We start from the raw sequence: 20,124 nt of genomic DNA, 5'->3' as shown, positions 1-20,124 counted from the left end.
CTTCATTTGGCATCACAATTCCTGGTAGGCCCTCGCTGGTTTCCCCTATGGGGCGCTGGCGGGGCCTTTTTGCGTCTATTCGGTGGTTTGCGGATGCGCTTCGTTGGCGAAGAGCCGCGTAGAGCGAGAGGGGCGACACGGTCTACCAACGGTCGCCAGTCGGTTTCCACTATGTCAATGCGGGGGAGCTTGTTGATTTCGGCCGTTATTTTTCTTGGTGTGAAGCCGCCATAACCCTCACGTGCGTCAGTGGTGGATCGACTGCCCATCATGTAGTCGCGTGTTTCCTTGTCCATGGAAACGTCGCGAGATGCAGTCGTGAAAGCGTGCCTCCAAGCATGGTTTGGTCGCCCGCCGGGAGGTACGATACCGACCTCATCGCGCACCCATTCTGCCACTCGTTCGGCGGCGTCCTTGGACCGATGGTTTAGGACCTTGGATAAGTCCTCGCCCGGTGGATAGGGAGTGTAGAATGCTGGACCGCTCCCCACGGCCTTGAACATGTCCAGCAATCCAAGGTCTATGAGGTGTTGGTGGATGCCCACCGTCCAAGCATTCCCGCCTTTGGTTCCCCCATCTTCTGGCCTGATCATCAGATAGGGGATGCCCCCTTCCCACAATACGCTGGTCCCCTGTAACTGCGTGACCTCGCTGACCCGAAGCCCGGTATAGGCACAAATCCATGGTGCCCAGAAGATGGCACGACGATAGGGGAGCGCCACGTCCTTTCGGACACCCCTGAAAGTCGCGGCAAGAATGGTCCGAGCTTGCTCCGCCGTGTAATCCTTAGAGCCCTTAGGTGCCGGGTCGTTTCTCTCATCTCTGATCGTGCCCGCCACGTTTGCTACTAGGTCGAACTCTTTCACGCCGTGCGCCAAAACGGATTTCAGAGCGGCGAGGTACTGATCGTTGATAGTCTTCCTTGCTAGACCACGCTCGATAAGGTCATCCCGCCACCTGCGCACGTCATCTTTCGTCACTTGCCGCGCGTCGTCATGACCGATGAAGCGGGCGAAGTCGGAAACCTTGTTGCGGTAGGTAGCAAAAGTTCGGGCGCTGCGCGTCTGTGTCTTCTGCTTGTGGTCGATGAGCATGTCGAACGTCAGGCCGCGGTCCGACGACTTCCGGTTCGCAGATTTCCGGATCACGGCAGGGTATTTCTTGCCTCGGTCATCCGGGCTGAAATCCCCCTCCGCTCTCTTGAGAAGTAGGTTGGCGGCATCAGTCAGTGCCTTGCCGAAGTGTTCCAGCAACAATCCATACGTGTGGCCGTCCACGCGCTTCTGGTGCGTCCGCAAGACGGCGTCAACGAATGGGCCGAAGCGGGCAACGAAAGAGAGCATACGTTTTTCGCTGGCTGAACCGATGTACAGCGGGTCGCCTCTGAAAGCAGCGGCATTGGCCTCGACCACGTCCCGCCACTTTTCAGGGTCCCCAGGATTATCCTCGAACGCCTGAAAACCTCGAAACGCTTCCCCGGCAAGGGCGACTATCTCTTTGAGGGTAAGACGCTCTGGAGGCTTGGCAAAAGCAATCCAGATGGCATCGAACTGGGACTGCACCGCACTAGCCCGGAGCTTCGCTTCGGCAGGTTCTTTTGTCGCGAGGGTGACCACTAGCGCCTCCCCGACCGTCCTGCGCAGCACCGTACCACTCACGATGACCGAGACGGTCTGCCCCTTCGCCACGGACATAACGTGGGCAGGAACGCGCTGGCGATACCAATAGACCCCAGTGGCTTTGTGTTTGTACGGGCGCGGCATAGAAAGGACCATGTGTGTCACCCCTGTGTATCAACGGAGGAGCCAGATAGGTCAACAAAATCAGGAAGTTGTTTTCTATCAAGGAGATAGAATGGTGCTGCCGGACAGGATTGAACTGTCGGCCTCCCCCTTACCAAGGGGGTGCTCTACCACTGAGCTACGGCAGCATCGGGAGCGGGGCATCAATGGCGACCGCTGTGGTCGTCGCGGGACATGTCCGGCGCGACGGGGGCTCCTTTGCCATAGGCATTATCTCGACGCAAGACTAAAAAGCGCCTATCAACCGTCGCAAGCAGAATGCGATTCCGGATGGCGCCCAGGCGACGCACATGAGCAAAACCGAACAGGCCGCTTTGCGCGAGCAAAGATTGGCCGTAAAGCTCCGCGAGAACCTCAAGCGCCGGAAGGGGCAGGCCAAGGCACGCGCCGATTCGGAGCGTCAGGCACCGGAGCCCAATTCTGCCCCCGGGAGTGATACGGTCAATAAACCGTAAACCAGTTTCGGGTGACTATCAGACGACCAGCCGGCGGCCGATTTGGTGGGCCGGCATTCAGAACGAGACGGCGAGTCTGGCTTACGTGGCAACTAGGACTTGGCCTACCTCCATTCCAGGTAGATGGGCTCTGACGCCCGCCATATAGGACAAGACAATTGGACCGTATCCGTTTGATCGGTGGCAATGCGCTCAATGGTGAAATCACCATTTCGGGTGCCAAGAATGCCGCTCTCCCCTTGATGATCGCTTCGCTGCTCACCGACGAGCCGCTGGTGCTGCAGAATGTGCCGCGCCTCGCCGACGTCAAGCAGCTCGAACGCATCCTCGAAAACCACGGTGTCGATATCGCCGTGCACGGCCGCCGCCGTGGCGAGGAAGAAGGCGTCGGCCAGCGCATGACCTTCCATGCCGCCGATATCGTCGACACCACCGCGCCCTATGAACTGGTCTCCAAGATGCGCGCCAGCTTCTGGGTCATCGGCCCGCTGCTCGCCCGCTGCCACGAGGCCCGCGTCTCGCTCCCCGGCGGCTGCGCCATCGGCACGCGCCCCGTGGATCTCTTCCTCTATGGCCTCAAGGAACTGGGGGCCGAGATCGACATCGACGACGGCTATGTCGTCGCCAAGGCGCCCAAGGGCGGCCTCGTCGGCGCCCATATCAAGTTCCCGAAAGTGTCGGTCGGCGCCACCCACACATTGCTGATGGCCGCTGCGCTCGCCCGTGGCACCACCATTCTGGAAAATGCCGCCCAGGAACCCGAAATCACCAATGTCGCCGAATGCCTCGTCGCCATGGGTGCAAAAATCACCGGCATCGGCACGCGCACCCTCACCGTCGAGGGCGTGGAAAAGCTGCATGGCGCCACCGTCGATGTCATCCCCGACCGTATCGAGACCGGCACCTTCGCCATGGCCGCCGCCATGACCGGCGGCAATGTCCTGCTCAAGGGCGCGCGGCCGGAACACCTGCAGTCGGCGCTCGATATCCTGGGGCAGACCGGCGTCAGCCTCACCACCGAGGCCAATGGCCTGCGCGTCCAGCGCAACGGCAATGGCATTGCCCCGGTCGATGTCGACACCGACCCCTTCCCCGGCTTCCCGACCGACCTCCAGGCCCAGTTCATGGCGCTGATGACCATGTCCGAAGGCACCAGCCACATTCGCGAAACCATCTTCGAAAACCGCTACATGCATGTCGCCGAACTCGCCCGCTTCGGCGCCGAGATTTCGGTTGATGGGCAGTTGGCGACCATCCACGGCAAGTCCCAGCTCAAGGGCGCCCAGGTCATGGCCACCGATCTGCGCGCTTCGGTCTCGCTGGTCATCGCCGGCCTCGCCGCCAAGGGCGAAACCGTGGTCAACCGCATCTACCACCTCGACCGCGGCTTCGAACGCCTCGAGGAAAAGCTGGGCCGCTGCGGCGCCGAGATCGAGCGGCTTGCGGGCTAGCGAACGGCCAAAGGCAAAAACGCCCCAGTGGGGCGTTTTTAGTTCGCTAGGCCATGAGCCCTCCCCAGCCACCGGACCAACCTTCTCCCTCAAGGGGAGAAGGTTGGCATCGCGGCCCCCAATCCCCGTTTCTAAAGCCGAATTACTCCCGCGCCCTCAGCTGCTTGCGACTTTTTTCACCCGACTTTTCCACGCCCCCTGAATCCTCCCCCATACTCTCCCCATTCCCGTCATACACGCGGTGCCGACGCAGCACCGGGCGGGGAGGCTGGAGATGGGGCGCCCATTTGGCCGGGCTGAAAGTCGGCACCTGGGCTTGCAATAATGTCCCCGGTGAGTTCCGGACCCGGTGAGGAAACTCCAGGCCGTGACGGGCGGCCATTGGCTCGCACTTCACTAGTAGTTTCTGGGCCAATGGCCGCCCGTCATCCGTGAAAACCGCATTGCAGGCGGCGCTTTCGCACGTCTTCGCATTGCCCCATCGCGCCCAAGCTTGTAGATCGAATGGGGCGTGACCAGATCATGGCGATGACGCTCACAGGGGACAGACCGCACCATGACCGATCTCAAGCTCATCGCGCTTGATGCCGAAGACCTCGAAGTCCTTTCCGCCCATGTGCAGGACGCCGTCGTGCGTGTCCCCGACATGGGCTATGCCCGCGGTGATCGCCGCTTTGCGCTGTTGATGAACCGCTTTGACTGGACCTCGGGGCAGGGGCGTCGCGACAAGGGCCTGCGCAAGCGCGCGGCGCTGCATTTCGATGGCGTGCAGTCCGTTGCCACCAATGGCTTTGATCCCGCCGCCCCCGAGGGCGTGCTCAATCTGCTTGCCATCACCTTCACCCCGATCGACGGCCCGGCCGGCATCGTCGAACTCAGCTTTGCCGGCGGTGGCACGGTGCGCCTGGGCGTTGAATGCCTCGAGGCGCGCCTCGCCGATCTGGGCGCTGCCTGGGCCGCAACGGCCAAGCCGGCCCACGCCCTAGACTAGGAATTTTGCATGGTCCTCCGCCTCGACAGCGCCGACAGTGATTTCGCCCCGCTCTTCCAGCAATTGCTCGATGGCAAGCGCGAATCCAGCAAGGACGTCAACGATGTCGTTGCCGGCATCATTGCCGATGTCCGTCAGCGCGGCGATGCGGCCGTGCTGGAGCTGACCAACCGCTTCGATCGCACAAACTATGCCAGCGCCGCCGACCTGCGCATCACCGAAGACGAGATCGACGAGGCCGCCGCCCGCGTCACCCCGGAAGTCCGCTCGGCCCTGCAAACCGCGCATGATCGCATCAAGGCGCATCACCAAAAGCAGAAGCCGGAAGATCATATCTATACCGATGCGCTGGGTGTGACCCTTGGCACCCGCTGGACCCCGGTCGATGCCGTCGGGCTCTATGTTCCCGGTGGCCTTGCCTCCTATCCGTCCTCGGTGCTGATGAATGCCGTCCCGGCCAGGGTGGCCGGCGTCGCGCGCATCGCCATGGTCGTGCCGACGCCCGATGGCCAGATTGCAGCCGCCATCCTGCTCGCCGCCAAGATCGCCGGCATTACCGAAATCTACCGCATCGGCGGCGCCCAGGCCGTCGCCGCGCTCGCCTATGGCACCAAGAGCATCGCTCCTGTCGACAAGATCACCGGCCCCGGCAATGCCTATGTCGCGGCCGCCAAGCGCCAGGTCTTCGGCAAGGTCGGCATCGACATGATCGCCGGTCCTTCCGAAGTCCTCGTCCTCGCCGATGGCTCCGCCAATCCGGCCTGGGTTGCCGCCGATCTCATCGCCCAGGCGGAACACGGGGCAGGGGCCCGCTCCATTCTCGTCACCACCGAAAAGGGCCTGGGCGATGCCGTGGCCGGTGAGGTGGATCGCCAGATAGCGACGCTCCCCAATCCTGCCCATGCCCGCGAAGGCTGGGACGAGCTCAGCGCCATCATCACCGTGCCCTCGCTCAGCGAAGGCGTGGAACTGTCCAATCGCATTGCCTCCGAACATGTCGAGCTGGCCGTGGACGATCCGCAGTCCATCCTGCCGTCGATCCGCCATGCCGGCGCGATCTTCCTTGGCCACCACACGCCCGAAGCCATTGGCGACTATGTCGGCGGCTCCAACCACGTCCTGCCCACCGCCGGCACGGCCCGCTTCGCCTCGGGCCTCGGTGTGCTCGATTTCGTCAAGCGCACCTCGATCCTGGGCTGCGATCCGACCTCGCTCGCCGCGCTCAGCCAGGCAGCGGTCACACTGGCCGAAGTCGAAGGTCTCGACGGCCATGGCCGTTCGGTTTCGATAAGGCTCAACCATTGAGCATCACGATGGAAAGCCAGGCCAAACCCAAAGACAAGGACCGCCTGGTCACCGTCACGCTCGACCCCAATACCATCACCTCGATCAATCCCGACGAGGTGCACGAGTGGCGCATCGCCATCTATGATCTGCTCGAAGACAACAGCTTTCGCCCCGCCCGCGTCACCGCCACCGGACCCTTCGCCCTGCATATGTCGATCACGGGCAATTTCATCGTCCTCGACGTGCGCCATCCGGAAACCTTCCAGCCCATCGCCGCCCATTACCTGTCGCTCACCCCGTTCCGCCGCCTGATCCGCGACTATTTCCGCATCCGCGATGCCTATTACGAGGCCATCCGCTCGGCCCAGCCCTTCCAGATCGAAACCGTCGACATGGCCCGCCGCGGCATGCACAACGACGCCGCCGAACTGCTGCGCACACGGCTGACCAACAAGATCATCATCGACCTCAACACCGCCCGGCGCCTCTTCACCCTCATCTGTGCCGTCCAGCCCTATGCCAGCCGTATCGACGAGGCGACCAGCGAGCTGCCCTCGGTATTGTTCGTCTGCTCGATGAACTCCGTCCGCTCGCCCATCGCCGCGGCTCTCGCCCGCCAGGCCTTCCCCGGTCGCATCATCGCCCGCTCGGTCGGCGTCAATGGCGGCAAGGCTGATCAGTTCGTGCATGAGGTCATGGAAGAGATCGGCATTGATATGAGCGTGCACACACCCCATATCCTTGACGAGCTGGTTGCCAACCGCTTCGACCTGGTCATCACCCTTTCCGACGACGCCCCGGAAGCCGTGTCCCGCAAGGAACTCGAGGCTGGTGCCGTTGAGCATTGGCATGTTTCGGACCCCTCGCTGGTGGAAGGCAATCGCGAACTCGTTCTGGGGGCCTATCGCGACTTGCGCGACAGCCTGCGCAAGCGCGTACGCGATCGGCTTGAACCATTGATTTCCAGTGGTTCACAAACACATTGAATTGCAGTAGGTAGAACCCACTTTCCGACCCGTGGCCGGCAAGCTATGCCCCTATGGGTCCATCAGGAGACAGTATGGCGAAGGAAGAAGTGCTCGAATTTCCGGGCGTGGTGACTGAATTGCTCCCCAATGCGACGTTCCGCGTCAAGTTGGAAAACGAGCACGAGATCATTGCCCATACGGCAGGCCGCATGCGCAAGAACCGCATCCGCGTTCTGGCTGGCGACAAGGTCCTGTGCGAAATGACGCCCTATGACCTGACCAAGGGTCGTATCACCTACCGCTTCAAGTAGGCTGAGATGGCCAGTCGTCCGGATCTGATCCTGGCCTCCGCCTCGCCGCGCCGGCTTGCGCTGCTCAACCAGATCGGCATCGAGCCCGAACATCTGGTTCCGGCCCATGTCGATGAGACGCCCGAAAAGGGTGAACTCCCGCGCAAGCTCGCGACCCGCCTCGCCGATCTCAAGGCGCTGACAGCCCAGCACAAGGCCCGTTCCGCCGGCTTTGGCCAGGGTGCGCTGGTGCTTGCCGCCGATACGGTCGTGGCCGTCGGCCGCCGCATCCTGCCCAAGGCCGAGACCATGGAAGAGGCCAGCGAATGCCTGCGCCTGCTCTCGGGTCGTTCGCATCGCGTCTATACCGCGCTGACCGTGCTCACGCCCTCGGGTGCCAAGCGTCAACGCCTGGTGGAAGCCCGCCTGCGGTTCAAGCGTCTCTCTACCCGCGAAATGGAAGCCTATCTGGCGAGTGCCGAATGGCGCGACAAGGCCGGCGGCTATGCCATCCAGGGCATTGCCGGTGCCTTTGTGGTCAAACTCTCCGGCTCCTATACCGGCGTCGTCGGCCTGCCGCTGATGGAGACCGCCCAGGTTCTCGCCGGCGAGGGCTATCCGGTGCATTTCAACTGGCTCAACCAGTCTTCGGGCATCTGATGTCGACACGCAAATGCCCCATCTGCGGTCGCGCGACGGTGGAAGAGTGGAAGCCCTTCTGCTCGAAACGCTGCGCCGACGTCGACCTCAACCGCTGGCTGAGCGACAGCTACGTCATTCCGGCAAGGGATGATGAGCCGCGCGATGACGGGGATATCACGTCAAACGGCGACGACGAGAACTAGGCAAAGCCGGCGAATTGATCTGCCCCGAGTAGCGGGCTTCATTCCAATAGGTGGGCCTCACAGCGACGCATGTGTTTCCGAAAGCGGCAGGCGCCGGAATACGTCATCGCGACGACCACGATCATTTTCGTGGTTCACCCACGCACCGTTGCAGGTCTACCTGTTGTTCTCTGGCAAAAGGAATACCGCCCAATGCGTTGGCCTGCGGATAAAGCGGCATGCGCTACATACCCCCATCAGGATGGGCAACCTCATGCCTGGCATGCATACCCTACCTGCCGCCATGATGATGACCAGGTATCGTCTATGGCGGGAGCCGCTTGGACATCAACCCAAGTCCCATGTTTTGCAAGGCAAGGTTCACTTCGCCTCACAGCCAACTTCTGACCAGTCGCCTTTCGGGCGACCTCGGAACCTGTTGCCGGACGCTGTCGGCAGTGTGGCAAGCCTGGCTTTTCGAATGCGCAGCGGAGAATGTGCAATCTCGGACTGGGCCTGAGATGTCACCCTCACGCACGAGGCGCCGGGGTCGGTTCGCTGCAGGCTGCAATGCTGTCGGCAAACAAGGCCTGATGCCATGGGGATCTCGCGGCATCTCGTATTGATTGTCGCAAACCGAGCCGCGCAATGGCCTGGGCCTTGAGCCCAGGGCAAGGGCTAAGGGCTAAGGGCTAAGGGCTAAGGGCTAAGGGCCAAGGAGGTTGTCTAGGCCCAAATAGTGAGGGATAGACCGCTGCCGGCCGTCGGGCAGTGCCTGCTGCTGGAATCCCCGCGCCGGAATACTCCAGGCCGCTGATCTTGGCCCAACATCAGATAGATCAGTTAGGGACGATGCCTCTCGCCGCCATCTGAAAAAAAGCGGGGGCGCCTTAAGTGGTCGAATGCTGTTCGAGCTGACAATATGGCAAAGTTCCGAACGACCTCCTGTGCGATGGAAAAGCGGGCATTGGCATTGCGCATGCGGAATAATCCAAACTCCTTTTCCACAAGCCCTTTTCCCGCTTGCGCACCCCAAACCCATCCCCTATAAGCCCGCCATGGCGTGACGCCCTGGGGCCCAAAGCCCCACTGCCCGGGTAGCTCAGTTGGTAGAGCAGCGGATTGAAAATCCGCGTGTCACTGGTTCGATTCCGGTCCCGGGCACCACAAATTCTTCAATTCTTTCAGAGTCTTACGTGGAAGATCGGCTTAATTAGCTAGGATCCTGGGCCGTCGATGTGTCGTAGCTAATTCCCTGCATTTCCTGACATTTCTCGAAGGTCCCGGCGAATCCTTGGCACATAAAAGGCACATGCCGTTGAGGCGGCTACGTTATTGAAGTAACGCTTCCGCAGCCTCACTCATTTCGTTTCCATCGTCCAAGCGCTCGAATAGGTGGCTGTACGTGTTCATCGTAATGACGATTGACGAATGGCCGAGGCGCTCCTGAACTTCCTTGGGCGACAAACCTAGCCCGCCGGACTTTGCCGGATTGATCAGCCAACTGGCGTGGAAATGGCGCAGCGCATGCATGCCGCTGTATTTCGCACCGGGTATCGGTATCCCGTCCTGATCGACCTTGCCGGTATCAACGACGATACCGGCTCGCACCTGTGTTGGTCCAAAGCCCCGATTGATGATGTTTCCAAGGCTCTCGACATTTCCTAAGCCGTTCGGAAAGACTAAGTCGAGCACCCTTGCAGGCTCGCCACTGGCACTATAATTTCCTGATTTCTTTCCAGGGCAAATCAAACGCCACTCGCTCAGTACATTTGCTAGCTGCCGTGGGATCGGCACATATCGCTCACCCGCCTCAGATTTCGGCCGTCCAATGGAATTGTATCGGTCCGCACGCTGGCGAACGTGTATGCGGGCCCTATTTAAGTCTACGTTCTCCCACGCTAATCCTCGCAGCTCGGAAGCGCGCAAGCCAGTGAAGATCGCAGTCATAAAAAGCGGGCGCCAGTGGTCGCGGAGGGCACCGAGGATGCCTCTAATCTCTGACGGAGTAGGGATGTCAACGCCGACGCGCAACCTAGCTTTCGCGCGTTTTTCGGCGCGCGCGTCGCTTCCATTGCCTAGGCCCCTCATATCTCGCACAACATTCCTGTTGGCGTTGCCTCGCTTTTGAGCGTTTGCAAGAATGCTGCCTAGGCTCACCATGATTTTCTTTACCATTGCAGGTGAGCGCTTGCCTTCGATCAGAAAATCCTCAAATCCGCTGAGGGTCACTGGCGTCAAAGCGTGAAGTTTGAGGTGACCAATTGCGGGAATGATATGGAGGCTGAGGTGCTGCTGGTATTGGGCAATTGTCGCCTGTTCTCGGCCGGAGCGGATTTTCGCTTTAATCCAGTGAGCTCCAGCTTCTTGAACGGTGATACCATCGCTCTCAGCGATGTGAGTTCCATCAGTAACTTCCGTCACCGCGCGCTTCTCAAACGCCTCGGCATCTTTTTTCAGTTTGAACTGCTTGCGATGTCGGTTGCCACTGGCATCGGTGTAGTCTGCCTGCCAGCCCTGATGTAGTACGCCTTTGGTAAGCCAAGTCCGCTTACGTACGCTCATTTTAGTGCTTCCTGCTCATCCATCTGCTCAATAGCATTGAGGGCTTCCTGCACTAAAGCCGCCACCCTCTCGTCGGTAGAATCCGCGTCAGTAGAGGCTTGACTGAGCATGCGAATGATCGCGAGAAGTTCGTGTGGCAAGTTTCCGTCAGTAGACGCAACTTGATCTAAGAGAGCTCGCATAAGTCGGATTTGCGACAACATGTATCGCTCTTGAGAAAGGGTTTTGCGATGATCCGCAACGGTCCGTTCAAGGGCGTCAGTAGCAAGTTTGAGCGCTTGTTGAACAGCTTTGCTACTCAGACCCTCACTACCGTCGTCAGCCACCCCGAAATTACTATCGGAGCGTTCCTCGCCCTCAAACTCGTCCGACCCTCCCAATCGAAACACGATCTCGGCGTTCAGAGATCGGTTGTTCTTTGCAGCCGCCGCCTTCAGCTTATCTCTCAAACCATCTGGGAAACGTACAACATACTTGTCCAGCGGCTGAACGATGTCTTTGGGCATTAAACCTGACCTCTCGAAGGGTAAGGCTAAAAGCCATCATTTCCTCTCTTGACGCAAGTATGGCTATTAGCCATATTTAGATCTGACTATTGGCCATGGATGGGCCTCAAGGTGGAAAATTGGCGCAATCCGTTGAACCAGAGTCGCTCGAGTTAATATGGGGCGCGAAAGCCATCGCAGAATATTTGGGGATCACTGAACGAGCTTGTTTCCATATGCTCGAGAACGGTTCGATCCCAGCTGCCCGACAAGTTGGCAAGCGCCGTTGGGTAGCTTCTCGAAAGGTCCTCAGAGCGTTCTTTGAAAGCGCAGCATAGTTGGGGCTGTGGGGTGCGAAGTCGGCCTATACTTAAGATAACATCTCGCAAAGCGAACTGCATATGAATTGATCGCGTTTATGCAGATCACTTGCTAGCTTGGTCAGCTTTGACGGCGGAAGTCCGCATGTTGCCATACCAAAGGACTTGCCAGTCAGAGATCCAGACATCGCCAAAAATGACGGTCTGCGGGGCACCATCGTCGATTTGAGGGAAGTCAAAATCTTCCAAAGCGGAGGGTTTTGGAGTTTCCGGCTTCGGCATGAACATCGCGGTGATCATGTAGGAGGCGATCAGCGCGCCCAAGGCGAATATGAGAGTGATTGGGTCCATGACATTCTCAAATATGGTTCGCTTGTTACGGTGGTTCAGACGACTACTGCTGGCGTGTTGGTCAGGTTATTTCGGCAGGCTGAATCACGACCCCAAGATTTGTCGTAATGTGCTGCGATTGGACCTGATGACAGTCATGATTGCGGACTCGCCATGCTTGGTGGTCATCGCGGCGCTGATTTCAGAAGGATCGAAAACAAGAACCTGTTTCAGTGCCTGCTGTTGACCAGCGCCTGCCGGTCCACCTTGGTCCTCGCGGCCGGCGTTGTTGCGATGTCTCGGATCCTCTTCGGTCAGGATCTCTTCGCCGACCCGCAAGGTAGCATTGACCTCATCGGGCTTCAGCCCGGCCACGCCGCCGGTATGGTACGTGAGGGCCTGCTGCATCCAGCCAGTGTTGGCGATGCGACCATTGCCGCCGCCAATGGCTTTCGTGCCCACAACGCCCCCTGTATGACCGATAGGCAAGCCCGGGAATAAGCTCTGCAGCATATTGAACATCACCTGCTTTAGGATCATCGCCGCGATCTGGCGCAGGAAGTCGGCGGCGAACTGAAGGAAGGCTTTGCCGAGCTCCGCGACAGCGTTGGATCCGTTGACAATTGCCTGTGCGAAACTGTCGAGCGTGCCCACGATACCATCGGCGAAGCTGCCGGCGAGATTGCCCCACTGCTGCATGGACAGGCCAAGGAAGCTCATCTTGGTGCCGACGTTCTGCACCGACATGCCCAGGGTCTGAAGCTTGGCGATGGCAGCATCTGCCTCCGGGCCACCCACTGCCTGCCACATGGCGATGGCCTTCTGAATTGCGCCATCCAGTTGAAGATTGACTTCGCCGATCCGGGTTTCGAGATTGAGCGCCTGGGTCTGGTCGCCCATTTCCTGAGCCATGCGCATCTGCTCGAGAAGTTGCTGGCGCAGCTGATAGAGCTGGTTGACGCGCTCTTCGGCGGCAGCCTTCTCATCCACGGCGTTCTTCAGATTGTAGAGCTCTTCGGTCTGCAACCGGATCTGCTCGATCTCGGCCTCGGTGATCGCCGGGTTCTCGGCTCGCGCCGCGGCAATCGCAGCTTGGACTTCGGCTTCCCGTTCCTTGCCGGCCTGAATGAGCTTCTGCTGCTCGATCTCGAACTCACCCTGCGTCAGGCGTTCCTGAGTGGCGGTATTCTGCTCGAGCGTCTTGTCGAGGGCTTCCTGATCCAGTTCGGACATCCGCTCGCGGACAGCCAGTTCCTGCGTCGTGATGCCCATCTTCTGCTGTGCCCACGCGATAACCTGACCAGCGTTCTTGCCTTCGAGGATCGACCCATTGGCGCTGATCTGCCCGGGTTCAAGGATCTGCGAAACAGGCGTGCCGGGGCTGGCCTGCAAGAGCTTCTGCGCGCCCTGCGGACCAAGGAAGTGGGCGAGGTAGAGGTTGGCATCGTTGATGACCAGACCGAACTGCTGCAGGAAACGTGCATTCTCCTGCGCGTACAGATCGACCATCTCGCGTGAGATCGTGGGATCGGTGCGCTTCTCCAGGATTGCGGCATTGGACATGCCTGCGGCAATCTCAGGGAAGTATTTCTTGAACATGTCGAGCCAGGTGGACTCGATGAACTGTCCAAGGCCGGTCGCCGAAGAATTGGGGTTTTTGGCATTGGCATTGCCGGCGCTCTCGACGCCAATAATCTTGTCCACCAGTGAGCCGTTGACGGCGCCGGAGACCTGACCAGCCTGAATCGCGTTGAAGTTCTGCGACCAAAGACTGAAGGCCTGCGCCATCATGCCGAAGTCGCCCATCTTCACGGCTTCGCTCATCGCCGTGAATGCAGCGGAATTGATCTCGGCCAGTTCAGCGAGATGCTTCATTTCTGCAGACAACTCGGGCAGCTTGCCCTTGAGGATGTCGATTGCCTCGGTGTACTTGGCGAGGGATGCGGTCTGATCGAATACCTTGTTGGTCTCTTCGGTCGCCTCGGTGGTTTCGATGATCTCACCACGAGCCTGTCGCAGCTTGGTAGCCGCTGCGTCGATGCGCTGGCCGAAAGCAGCGAGGCTATCGCCGTTCTCGTCCGTTGCATTTGCGGCCTCCAGCAGATCGGTTGCGAACTGCCTGATTTCCGCATCAGTGGTCGCCTGCTGAAGATCATTCAGACGTCGATTGAATTCCTCAACGGTAATTTCCCGCCGACCAAGTTCATCGACGGCTCCAATCATGCCCTCGATCTCGCCGAGACGTCCCCCGACAAAATAGTCATCACTGATCTGGCTACCGTTTTGGAAGTCATCGAACACGAGGCGGAGATCGGCAACTCGAGATTCGACCTTGTCAAAGCCTCGATCGTACAACTCGACCTGCGCCTGAAAATCCTTCTCAGCCAGAGCAACAGGCAAAATCCCGCTGATCTTTTTCGCCCAGTCGTCGAGATTACCGCCTGCATCTGCATAGGCCTTCTTGACGAGGTCCAATTGCCGCTGATGTTCAACCAGCGCCGAAGAGGCCTTGTCCACCCCAGTAAACCAGCCGCCAACGGCGAACGTGATGCCGGCGGCAATTAGTCCAGGGATACCGCCGAATGCTGCCCAAAGTGCTCGAGCAGCTGTCGCTGTCATTACCATCGCACTCCGGACAACCCCGAGACTTGCAGCAAACGCGAGCGTGCCTACGCGTGACGAACCGGTCATTGCAGTCGAGCGCACCAGCGAAGCTCGGTAGGTGTCGATCTTGCCCACCACTTGAGCAAACCCCTGACCAAGGACACGCTGGCCAATCGTTATCTGCTGCATCTGCGGACCGACGAAGGCCATCTGCTGCGACAGCCCCACCATGGCCATGCGGACTTCGCCCACGCGACGGACGGTTTCGACCAAAAAGCCTCCCAGCTTGACTGCAATGAAGGCCTGCATCGCGCCTTTGATCATTTCGAAGTGCTTGGGCACCTCGGCGAGAACAGAGATGAACTTTCCGACTGAAACCCCTAGTTCGGTGAAGAACAGCCGGCCCTCACTGCTGTTAGCGAACTCGTTGAAGCTCTGTAGCGCCGAACGAAGGCCAGGGATGAAACCTTGGGCCAATGTGAGCTGAGCGCGATTGATGTCGTTTTCAAATCGACCGATGTCGGTCGAAACGCTGTCCAAAGCCGCGGCCAGCTGGGGGCCGAAACGCTCCGTTAGCTCGTTAGCGAAAGCGAGCATGGTGGATCTGTCTGCAAGGATCTCTCCTTGCTCCATCATTTTGTTCAGCTCGGCAGTCGAGAGACCTAGGGCATCGGCGAAGATGTTGAAAGCACCGGTCAAGCGCTCGCCCAACTGTCCTCGCAACTCTTCGGCCGTGACTTTGCCTTTCGACATCATCTGGGTGAGAGCGAGGAATGTGCCGCTGAGCTGATCTTGAGACAGCTTATTGACGCGTCCGGCTTCAGCGACGGAGAGGAAGACCTTGCGGGTCTCGTCCACAGTGAAGTTGGCCGAGTCCGCGGCCACGGCGAACTTGCCATATTCGTCGGCGAGAGTGCCGAAGCTCACACCTAAAGTGTCAGCCGTTTGGCGAAGGAAGTCGATTTCCTGACTAACTCGGGTCGTGTCCTGGTCGAATACGACGCCCAGACGGCTCTGCGCTGCCTCTAGTTGTCGGTATGCGGCAAGTGAACTGCCAATGCTGCTGACCGCTCCTTGGAAACTCGCATAGGCTGCGGCCAGCGACAGGATTTCGCCGCGCAGGCGCTGCATGAGGGAGAGGGACTGGCGGGTGCCGTCACCAAGGCCGAGCAGAGCACCGTTGAAAGTATTGGTCTTGTTCGCCGCATCGCCCATGGCGTTGCCGGTGCTGCGGACCTGCGGAGCCAAGGATCGCTGGCCGGACCCGGCGCGTTCGGCGCTGGCGGCAATAGCAGTGTTGGCCGTCGTGGCTTTCGCGGCGGAGCCTTGGATTTCGCGGACACGCTGCTCGAATTCCTTGAAGCCGCCGCCGGAGGTGCGAAGACGACCGGTCAGGTCGGCGAGTTCAGTTTTGAGGTTGCGGACCGTCTGCTGAGCACGGCCAACTGCGGCGCCCATAGCTTCGGTCGGCTGCGACGTCGAGCGCATCGCCTGGTTTAGCCGTTGGGCATCTGCCTGTGACGCAGCCAGTTCTTTGCGCAATTCACGGAGCCGGGTCACAGCTTCGCGGCGCGCAGCATTTTCCTTGGCCGTACCGGTGAGGTCCTGACCACCGGCAACCGGTGCCTTCACTTCGGAGAGCGTGGCGATCTGAGCCTTGGCTTGCGCCAACTGGGCTGCCATCCGCTCAGCGGACTTGGCGACAGCTTCCTGCGACACCACCATGCCGCCCATCGCGCCGCTGGCGGTTTGCACTGCGCCACCGATGCTGGCCAGTTCGGTGCGCTGACCAGCCAGATCCTCACGCTGCCGGCGGAGCGATGTCGATGCCTTGGTCGTCTCTTCAGCCAGCTTGGCCTGCTGCGCGGCAGCGGCGGAAGCCTGCGGGCGCAGTTCCTTGATCGCAGCGGTCGAGCCTTCGATTGCGCGTTGGTGGTTCTTGACCTCGGCGTTGACCTTGGCCTGGGCAGCGCGGTTTGCAGCAAGATCGGCGGCGACGAACGCACCCATCGAGGCGCGGGCAGATGATACTGGCGCACCGGTCTCGCGACCAACACCGGACGTGGCGACATTGCCGCCGGCCCGATTGGAGCGCATGGCGTTGAGCGACTTCTGCGCAGCCTCGCCGTCACGGATCAGCTTGTTGTATTCAGCCTGCTCTTTCCGAGCTGCTGCCAGAGCAGACTTGCTGCCGTTCAGCGCGCTCTGTTCAGATGCGAGTTGAGCCTGGAAGCGGCTTGCCGCCTGTGTGGCCTGCTCGGTCTCGCGGGCGATCTTGGCGAGTTCGGTAGCAGTGCCACGGACAGAGGTTTCAAGCCGGTCAACGGAGGCCGCAGTCTTGTCAAACTGGGTGGCGATCTGACCGACTGCCTTGATGCGGTCCATGCCACGCTGAAGCTTGGCGACGTCATCCGTCAGGCTGCCGAGCGAGCCGGCGAGCTTATTGGACCCTTTCGCTGCATCCTGACTTTCGCCGGACAGCAGCTTCAGCGCGTCAGAGATCTTCTTGACGTTGGCTGAGGCTGCGTCCCTAGCCTTAATGCGGAGTTCGACGTCTTTAGAAGCCATCTCAATGCCTCTCGGAGCCGGCGATCACGGCGCTAGTTTGCGCTCCTGCACCGAAAAGTCGGACTAGAACCCGTTCGCCCAGGTCGTCCACGGATGTGTTTTCGAATGTCACCTCAAAGGTCTGGAGAAGCGCGATCATTCGATCGACGATCGACATGGCTTGCAGCTTCTCGATTGAAAGCCCGGAGCTCAGTCCGATCAATTCAAGCGTTAGCGGTCCAGTGTTGTCGAAAAGGAGTTGGGCGATATCGTCAACTGCTTCACCGGCGAGGTGGTCACCTGCAGCCGACTTTTTCAACCGCAGATCAAGTATGTCTCCGATCTGACGAGCGCAGTATTTATTGAGGGCCGAGCAAAGCTCATCCTCGGTCAGAGCGCGGAATTCAGCCGCAGAAATTTGGTCGGTCATCGTTCACTTCCTCGCCTCAAAGGCCAGAAGAAGTTAGAACGTTTTGTCTCGATTCGGTGGGTTTGGTGCCTATAATTGTCTTGCGATAACAATCGGATAATTGAGTAAACTTAAAGTTGACTGTAACATTGAGTACTTGATTGAGTTTGCTAGCTTTTCATTTCATCCAAGTGCTTGACGATGATCCTTTCGATGTAGGCGGCGAGTGTCCGCCCATCGTTCTTGGCTGCTTTTTCCAGTTGTTCTTTGACCGCTGGTTCAACCCTTACGCTGAGCGCTGCCGACCGTACCATTTTTCAAGTTCTCCACATTGATGAGTGCTATTGTATGCAGTTGTGTTGACATTTTGCAAGTGCGTGTGCAGTCTGCACACATTCGTGGATTCGAAGATCTGCGAGATGCATGGAAAGGTGCGGAAATGAAATTTGTATCGAGCAACAAAGTGACGCCAGCGAGCGATTGGGCAGAGGCCAATGCTGCAGGACGCGAGAGCGCCGCTGATCTCGTTCTCAAAATGATTGAAAGGGAAAACCCTGTGTTGTTGGGATGGGCCATCAACCAATTGGTTCAAGATGGCGCTAGTAGCGGATTTACCGTTGGGTTTGCGCAGCAGCTTGCCGAAACGATCTTGAAGGTGGAGATTGGACCTGCGCCTGCGGTGGAAAACTCGGCTGCACCGACTGTTCAGGAGACCTCACGTTCGGTTGGGACGACACGACTTTTGAGGCTGCCAGAAGTGATGGCTCGAACAGGACTTTCGCGTGCCACGATATATCGATGGATAAAATCGGACCTCTTTCCGGCTCCAAGAAAATGCGGCTCGTGTACGTTCTGGAGAGAATCGGACGTCCATGAATGGATAAACAACCTTGTCTAGTTTGCACAGCTAGGATGTCGGGTCGGATGACAATTGCGAGTAGTCACAAGCTGCATTTGCTGGCGGCAAACGAGGCATTGAAGCTGCTAAATCGTGAAACTGTCGGCCTCCTGCTCGAACTCAAAAGTGCTGAAGAACAGGCGAGTGGTGAGACGGGGGCGTACCTCGAGCTACTGCGTATTGCGCAGGTATTTCGGTCGCTGGGCGTATCTCGAAACACGTTGATCCGCGTAGTTGCAACTGAGGCGAGCTTCCATCTTGAGAAGTTGTTTGACTGGGAAGAGATGCCTGAGATCCACCTCGACAAGGGCGGATCGAAGGATGATCCGATGTGGACCGCACACAACGATGCGCAACTGCTCAAGCACTTTTCCGACAATGCAGGTTCTCCTCCCTCTGTTTGTGCGACGTCATGGTTGAACTCGAAATACTCAGAGCGTGACACATTCAAGAATGTCCATTGGGAGACCGTCCACAACAGGCACAAGACTCTGGTGAGGCGACGAAAGAAGGCAGAGATTATGGATATGGAGATGGATGAAATGATCGAGGAGTTCATGAGGTCGCTACCCGATTTGGCTTAGCCACTCTCGATTCATACTCGTGTCAAGAATGGGCGCGGTTTTGACCGATTGGAGGTCAGAACCGCGCTCGTCGTTGTGAAGCGCGCCAGTTTCCGTCCTAGTTGTCATGCAGCAACAAGGATGGTGATTTTCGGTGGACGCTTCGCAAGAACTAGAACAGTTGAAGGAAAAGCTCTCCGAAGCTTGTCCAGAGATGCAGCGCATTAACGGTCTCGTCGAGGGCTTGGAACTTACCGCCCAGCGAATCCGCCTCAAACTCTCCGAAGCATCCAATGCGCTTCAACAGCCAGCTATATTGGAACAGCGTAAGGCTCGGATCCTAGTCGCTGTGAGCGAACGTCAAGCTGCAGCGTTAATCGATGACGATGGCGCCGACGTCGAAGACCTTCAGATCAAGCTTCAAAAGATAGCCAATGACCTGAAGTCTGCAGAAATGTCCGCAAAAAGCGCGAAGATCGCACAAGGTCTTCTCAAAACAAAGCTCGTGGAGTGCGAAGGCAGTTTAGCGACGATGAAAGAAAGGCTGAGCACAGCTGAACGACGTTGGCTCAGAGCGCGTCGGGCCATAGTCGATGCAAAGCTCCGACGGGGTATCGACCAACTCAAAGGCACGATTGCCGAACTTCTGGCTGTGGAGACACATCGATCAAACAATGAGATTGGAATGGGCTACGAGGTAGCTGGAGCCTTTCTGAAGCGGCTTGGAGCCGCGTTCCCACCCGATGCGGCATATGCTCCGCGCTGGATTTACTCCCCTAGCGCGTCGGCCTTCCCCGGTTATGACGATGCAGTCCTAGCCCTAGCTGCAGAACTTGTTGAGCAAATTAAGATTGCGAATGCGCCGCTTAATGGCTCCAGCACTTCCCGAGTTGCGCGTTGCGACAGCCGCTGACGACATAGCCTAGCCCAACCACCAATATCAATTGACCATCCAGATCGGAGTCATTTCCGTGGCCGATACCCTCTCGCTTTTTTGGCGAAAGTGGCGCGACAAAAGGCGCCAAGAAATCGAACAAACTGGCTATGCACCGGAGCTGGCGGAGATGCTGGCGACGAGGGACGCGGAGGCCCGTAAAGAGGTGGCAAAAGTTGCCGGCAAGACTGCCGCGTTGAGGTGCGACGTCATTACCAACTACCGGCCTGACGGAACATATGGCGTTTATGCCCAGGTAGAAAAAGATCACATCCCCCAAAAGTACCGCCAAAGCGCATATCGGTTTGCTGCGCGAGGGCGACCTAAGCAGAACAAATAGGGCTTGCCGAAAGGAAGCGCGCTATCTGGTCGAAGTGTGGATGGTCAGGACGATTCAAGTC

The 20,124-nt window shown here is 58.8% G+C and carries 19 protein-coding genes, 2 tRNA genes and 1 pseudogene; 14 read left to right on the top strand and 8 right to left on the bottom strand.

Annotated elements, in window-relative coordinates; translation table 11 throughout:
* Positions 1–2: 2 nt before the first annotated feature.
* Positions 3–1,775 carry a site-specific integrase gene (locus P0Y65_13870; GenBank protein ID WEK03275.1) on the bottom strand — a complete coding sequence of 591 codons (1,773 nt, stop codon included), beginning with the start codon at positions 1,773–1,775 and terminating at the stop codon, positions 3–5.
* Positions 1,776–1,855: 80 nt separating this feature from the next.
* Positions 1,856–1,930, bottom strand: a tRNA-Thr gene (locus P0Y65_13865).
* A 162-nt stretch (positions 1,931–2,092) separates the two neighbouring features.
* On the opposite strand from P0Y65_13865, the gene P0Y65_13860 reads away from it, so the two are divergent.
* The 10 genes and pseudogenes from P0Y65_13860 to P0Y65_13815 all read left to right on the top strand — a co-directional run bounded on the left by P0Y65_13860 (position 2,093) and on the right by P0Y65_13815 (position 9,235).
* On the top strand, positions 2,093–2,257 hold the full coding sequence (locus P0Y65_13860; protein ID WEK03274.1) for a hypothetical protein: 165 nt from the start codon (positions 2,093–2,095) through the stop codon (positions 2,255–2,257).
* A gap of 158 nt (positions 2,258–2,415) precedes the next feature.
* A complete protein-coding gene (gene murA / locus P0Y65_13855; protein WEK03273.1) occupies positions 2,416–3,708 on the top strand; it encodes a UDP-N-acetylglucosamine 1-carboxyvinyltransferase in 1,293 nt (430 codons plus the stop codon).
* Between the two features lie 556 nt (positions 3,709–4,264).
* The gene (locus P0Y65_13850; GenBank protein WEK03272.1) at positions 4,265–4,699 is read left to right on the top strand and encodes a DUF2948 family protein; all 435 of its coding nucleotides are present in this window, start codon (positions 4,265–4,267) and stop codon (positions 4,697–4,699) included.
* Positions 4,700–4,708: 9 nt separating this feature from the next.
* On the top strand, positions 4,709–6,004 hold the full coding sequence (gene hisD / locus P0Y65_13845; GenBank protein ID WEK03271.1) for a histidinol dehydrogenase: 1,296 nt from the start codon (positions 4,709–4,711) through the stop codon (positions 6,002–6,004).
* An 8-nt stretch (positions 6,005–6,012) separates the two neighbouring features.
* Positions 6,013–6,486: pseudogene (locus P0Y65_13840) on the top strand (UPF0262 family protein).
* 60 nt (positions 6,487–6,546) lie between these two features.
* Positions 6,547–6,972 (top strand): hypothetical protein, encoded by a 426-nt coding sequence (locus P0Y65_13835; GenBank protein WEK06806.1) that lies wholly within the window; start codon positions 6,547–6,549, stop codon positions 6,970–6,972.
* Between the two features lie 74 nt (positions 6,973–7,046).
* Positions 7,047–7,265: a translation initiation factor IF-1 gene (infA, locus tag P0Y65_13830; protein WEK03270.1), complete on the top strand. Its 219-nt coding sequence runs from the start codon at positions 7,047–7,049 to the stop codon at positions 7,263–7,265.
* Positions 7,266–7,271: 6 nt separating this feature from the next.
* Positions 7,272–7,904, top strand: a complete 633-nt coding sequence (locus P0Y65_13825) for a Maf-like protein (GenBank protein WEK03269.1) — start codon at positions 7,272–7,274, stop codon at positions 7,902–7,904.
* A complete protein-coding gene (yacG, locus tag P0Y65_13820) occupies positions 7,904–8,089 on the top strand; it encodes a DNA gyrase inhibitor YacG (GenBank protein WEK03268.1) in 186 nt (61 codons plus the stop codon). Before P0Y65_13825 ends, yacG begins: the two co-directional genes overlap by 1 nt.
* Before the next feature lie 1,070 nt (positions 8,090–9,159).
* Positions 9,160–9,235: transfer RNA gene (locus P0Y65_13815), tRNA-Phe, on the top strand.
* Positions 9,236–9,400: 165 nt separating this feature from the next.
* On the opposite strand, the gene P0Y65_13810 is transcribed toward P0Y65_13815, so the two are convergent.
* The 6 genes from P0Y65_13810 to P0Y65_13785 all read right to left on the bottom strand — a co-directional run bounded on the left by P0Y65_13810 (position 9,401) and on the right by P0Y65_13785 (position 17,642).
* Entirely contained in the window at positions 9,401–10,633 is a 1,233-nt protein-coding gene (locus P0Y65_13810; GenBank protein ID WEK03267.1) for a tyrosine-type recombinase/integrase, read from the bottom strand.
* Entirely contained in the window at positions 10,630–11,139 is a 510-nt protein-coding gene (locus tag P0Y65_13805) for an Arc family DNA-binding protein (GenBank protein ID WEK03266.1), read from the bottom strand. The genes P0Y65_13810 and P0Y65_13805 overlap by 4 nt, the downstream gene beginning before the upstream one ends.
* Positions 11,140–11,543: 404 nt before the next feature.
* On the bottom strand, positions 11,544–11,789 hold the full coding sequence (locus P0Y65_13800) for a hypothetical protein (protein ID WEK03265.1): 246 nt from the start codon (positions 11,787–11,789) through the stop codon (positions 11,544–11,546).
* An 84-nt stretch (positions 11,790–11,873) separates the two neighbouring features.
* Positions 11,874–16,940, bottom strand: a complete 5,067-nt coding sequence (locus P0Y65_13795; protein ID WEK03264.1) for a tape measure protein — start codon at positions 16,938–16,940, stop codon at positions 11,874–11,876.
* Between the two features lies 1 nt (position 16,941).
* On the bottom strand, positions 16,942–17,349 hold the full coding sequence (locus P0Y65_13790) for a hypothetical protein (GenBank protein ID WEK03263.1): 408 nt from the start codon (positions 17,347–17,349) through the stop codon (positions 16,942–16,944).
* Positions 17,350–17,498: 149 nt separating this feature from the next.
* Positions 17,499–17,642 (bottom strand): hypothetical protein, encoded by a 144-nt coding sequence (locus tag P0Y65_13785; protein WEK03262.1) that lies wholly within the window; start codon positions 17,640–17,642, stop codon positions 17,499–17,501.
* A 365-nt stretch (positions 17,643–18,007) separates the two neighbouring features.
* Between P0Y65_13785 and P0Y65_13780 the strand changes: the two genes are divergently transcribed.
* The 4 genes from P0Y65_13780 to P0Y65_13765 all read left to right on the top strand — a co-directional run bounded on the left by P0Y65_13780 (position 18,008) and on the right by P0Y65_13765 (position 20,063).
* The gene (locus P0Y65_13780) at positions 18,008–18,226 is read left to right on the top strand and encodes an AlpA family phage regulatory protein (GenBank protein WEK06805.1); all 219 of its coding nucleotides are present in this window, start codon (positions 18,008–18,010) and stop codon (positions 18,224–18,226) included.
* A 26-nt stretch (positions 18,227–18,252) separates the two neighbouring features.
* Complete coding sequence (locus P0Y65_13775) at positions 18,253–18,810, top strand: hypothetical protein (GenBank protein WEK03261.1); 558 nt, start codon at positions 18,253–18,255, stop codon at positions 18,808–18,810.
* A gap of 133 nt (positions 18,811–18,943) precedes the next feature.
* A complete protein-coding gene (locus P0Y65_13770) occupies positions 18,944–19,702 on the top strand; it encodes a hypothetical protein (GenBank protein WEK03260.1) in 759 nt (252 codons plus the stop codon).
* Positions 19,703–19,760: 58 nt separating this feature from the next.
* Positions 19,761–20,063 (top strand): hypothetical protein, encoded by a 303-nt coding sequence (locus P0Y65_13765; GenBank protein WEK03259.1) that lies wholly within the window; start codon positions 19,761–19,763, stop codon positions 20,061–20,063.
* The last annotated feature ends 61 nt before the right edge of the window (positions 20,064–20,124 follow it).

The sequence above is a fragment of the Candidatus Devosia phytovorans genome, from assembly GCA_029202405.1.
Lineage (GTDB): Bacteria > Pseudomonadota > Alphaproteobacteria > Rhizobiales > Devosiaceae > Devosia > Devosia phytovorans.
This window is presented reverse-complemented; position numbering and strand designations above follow the sequence as displayed.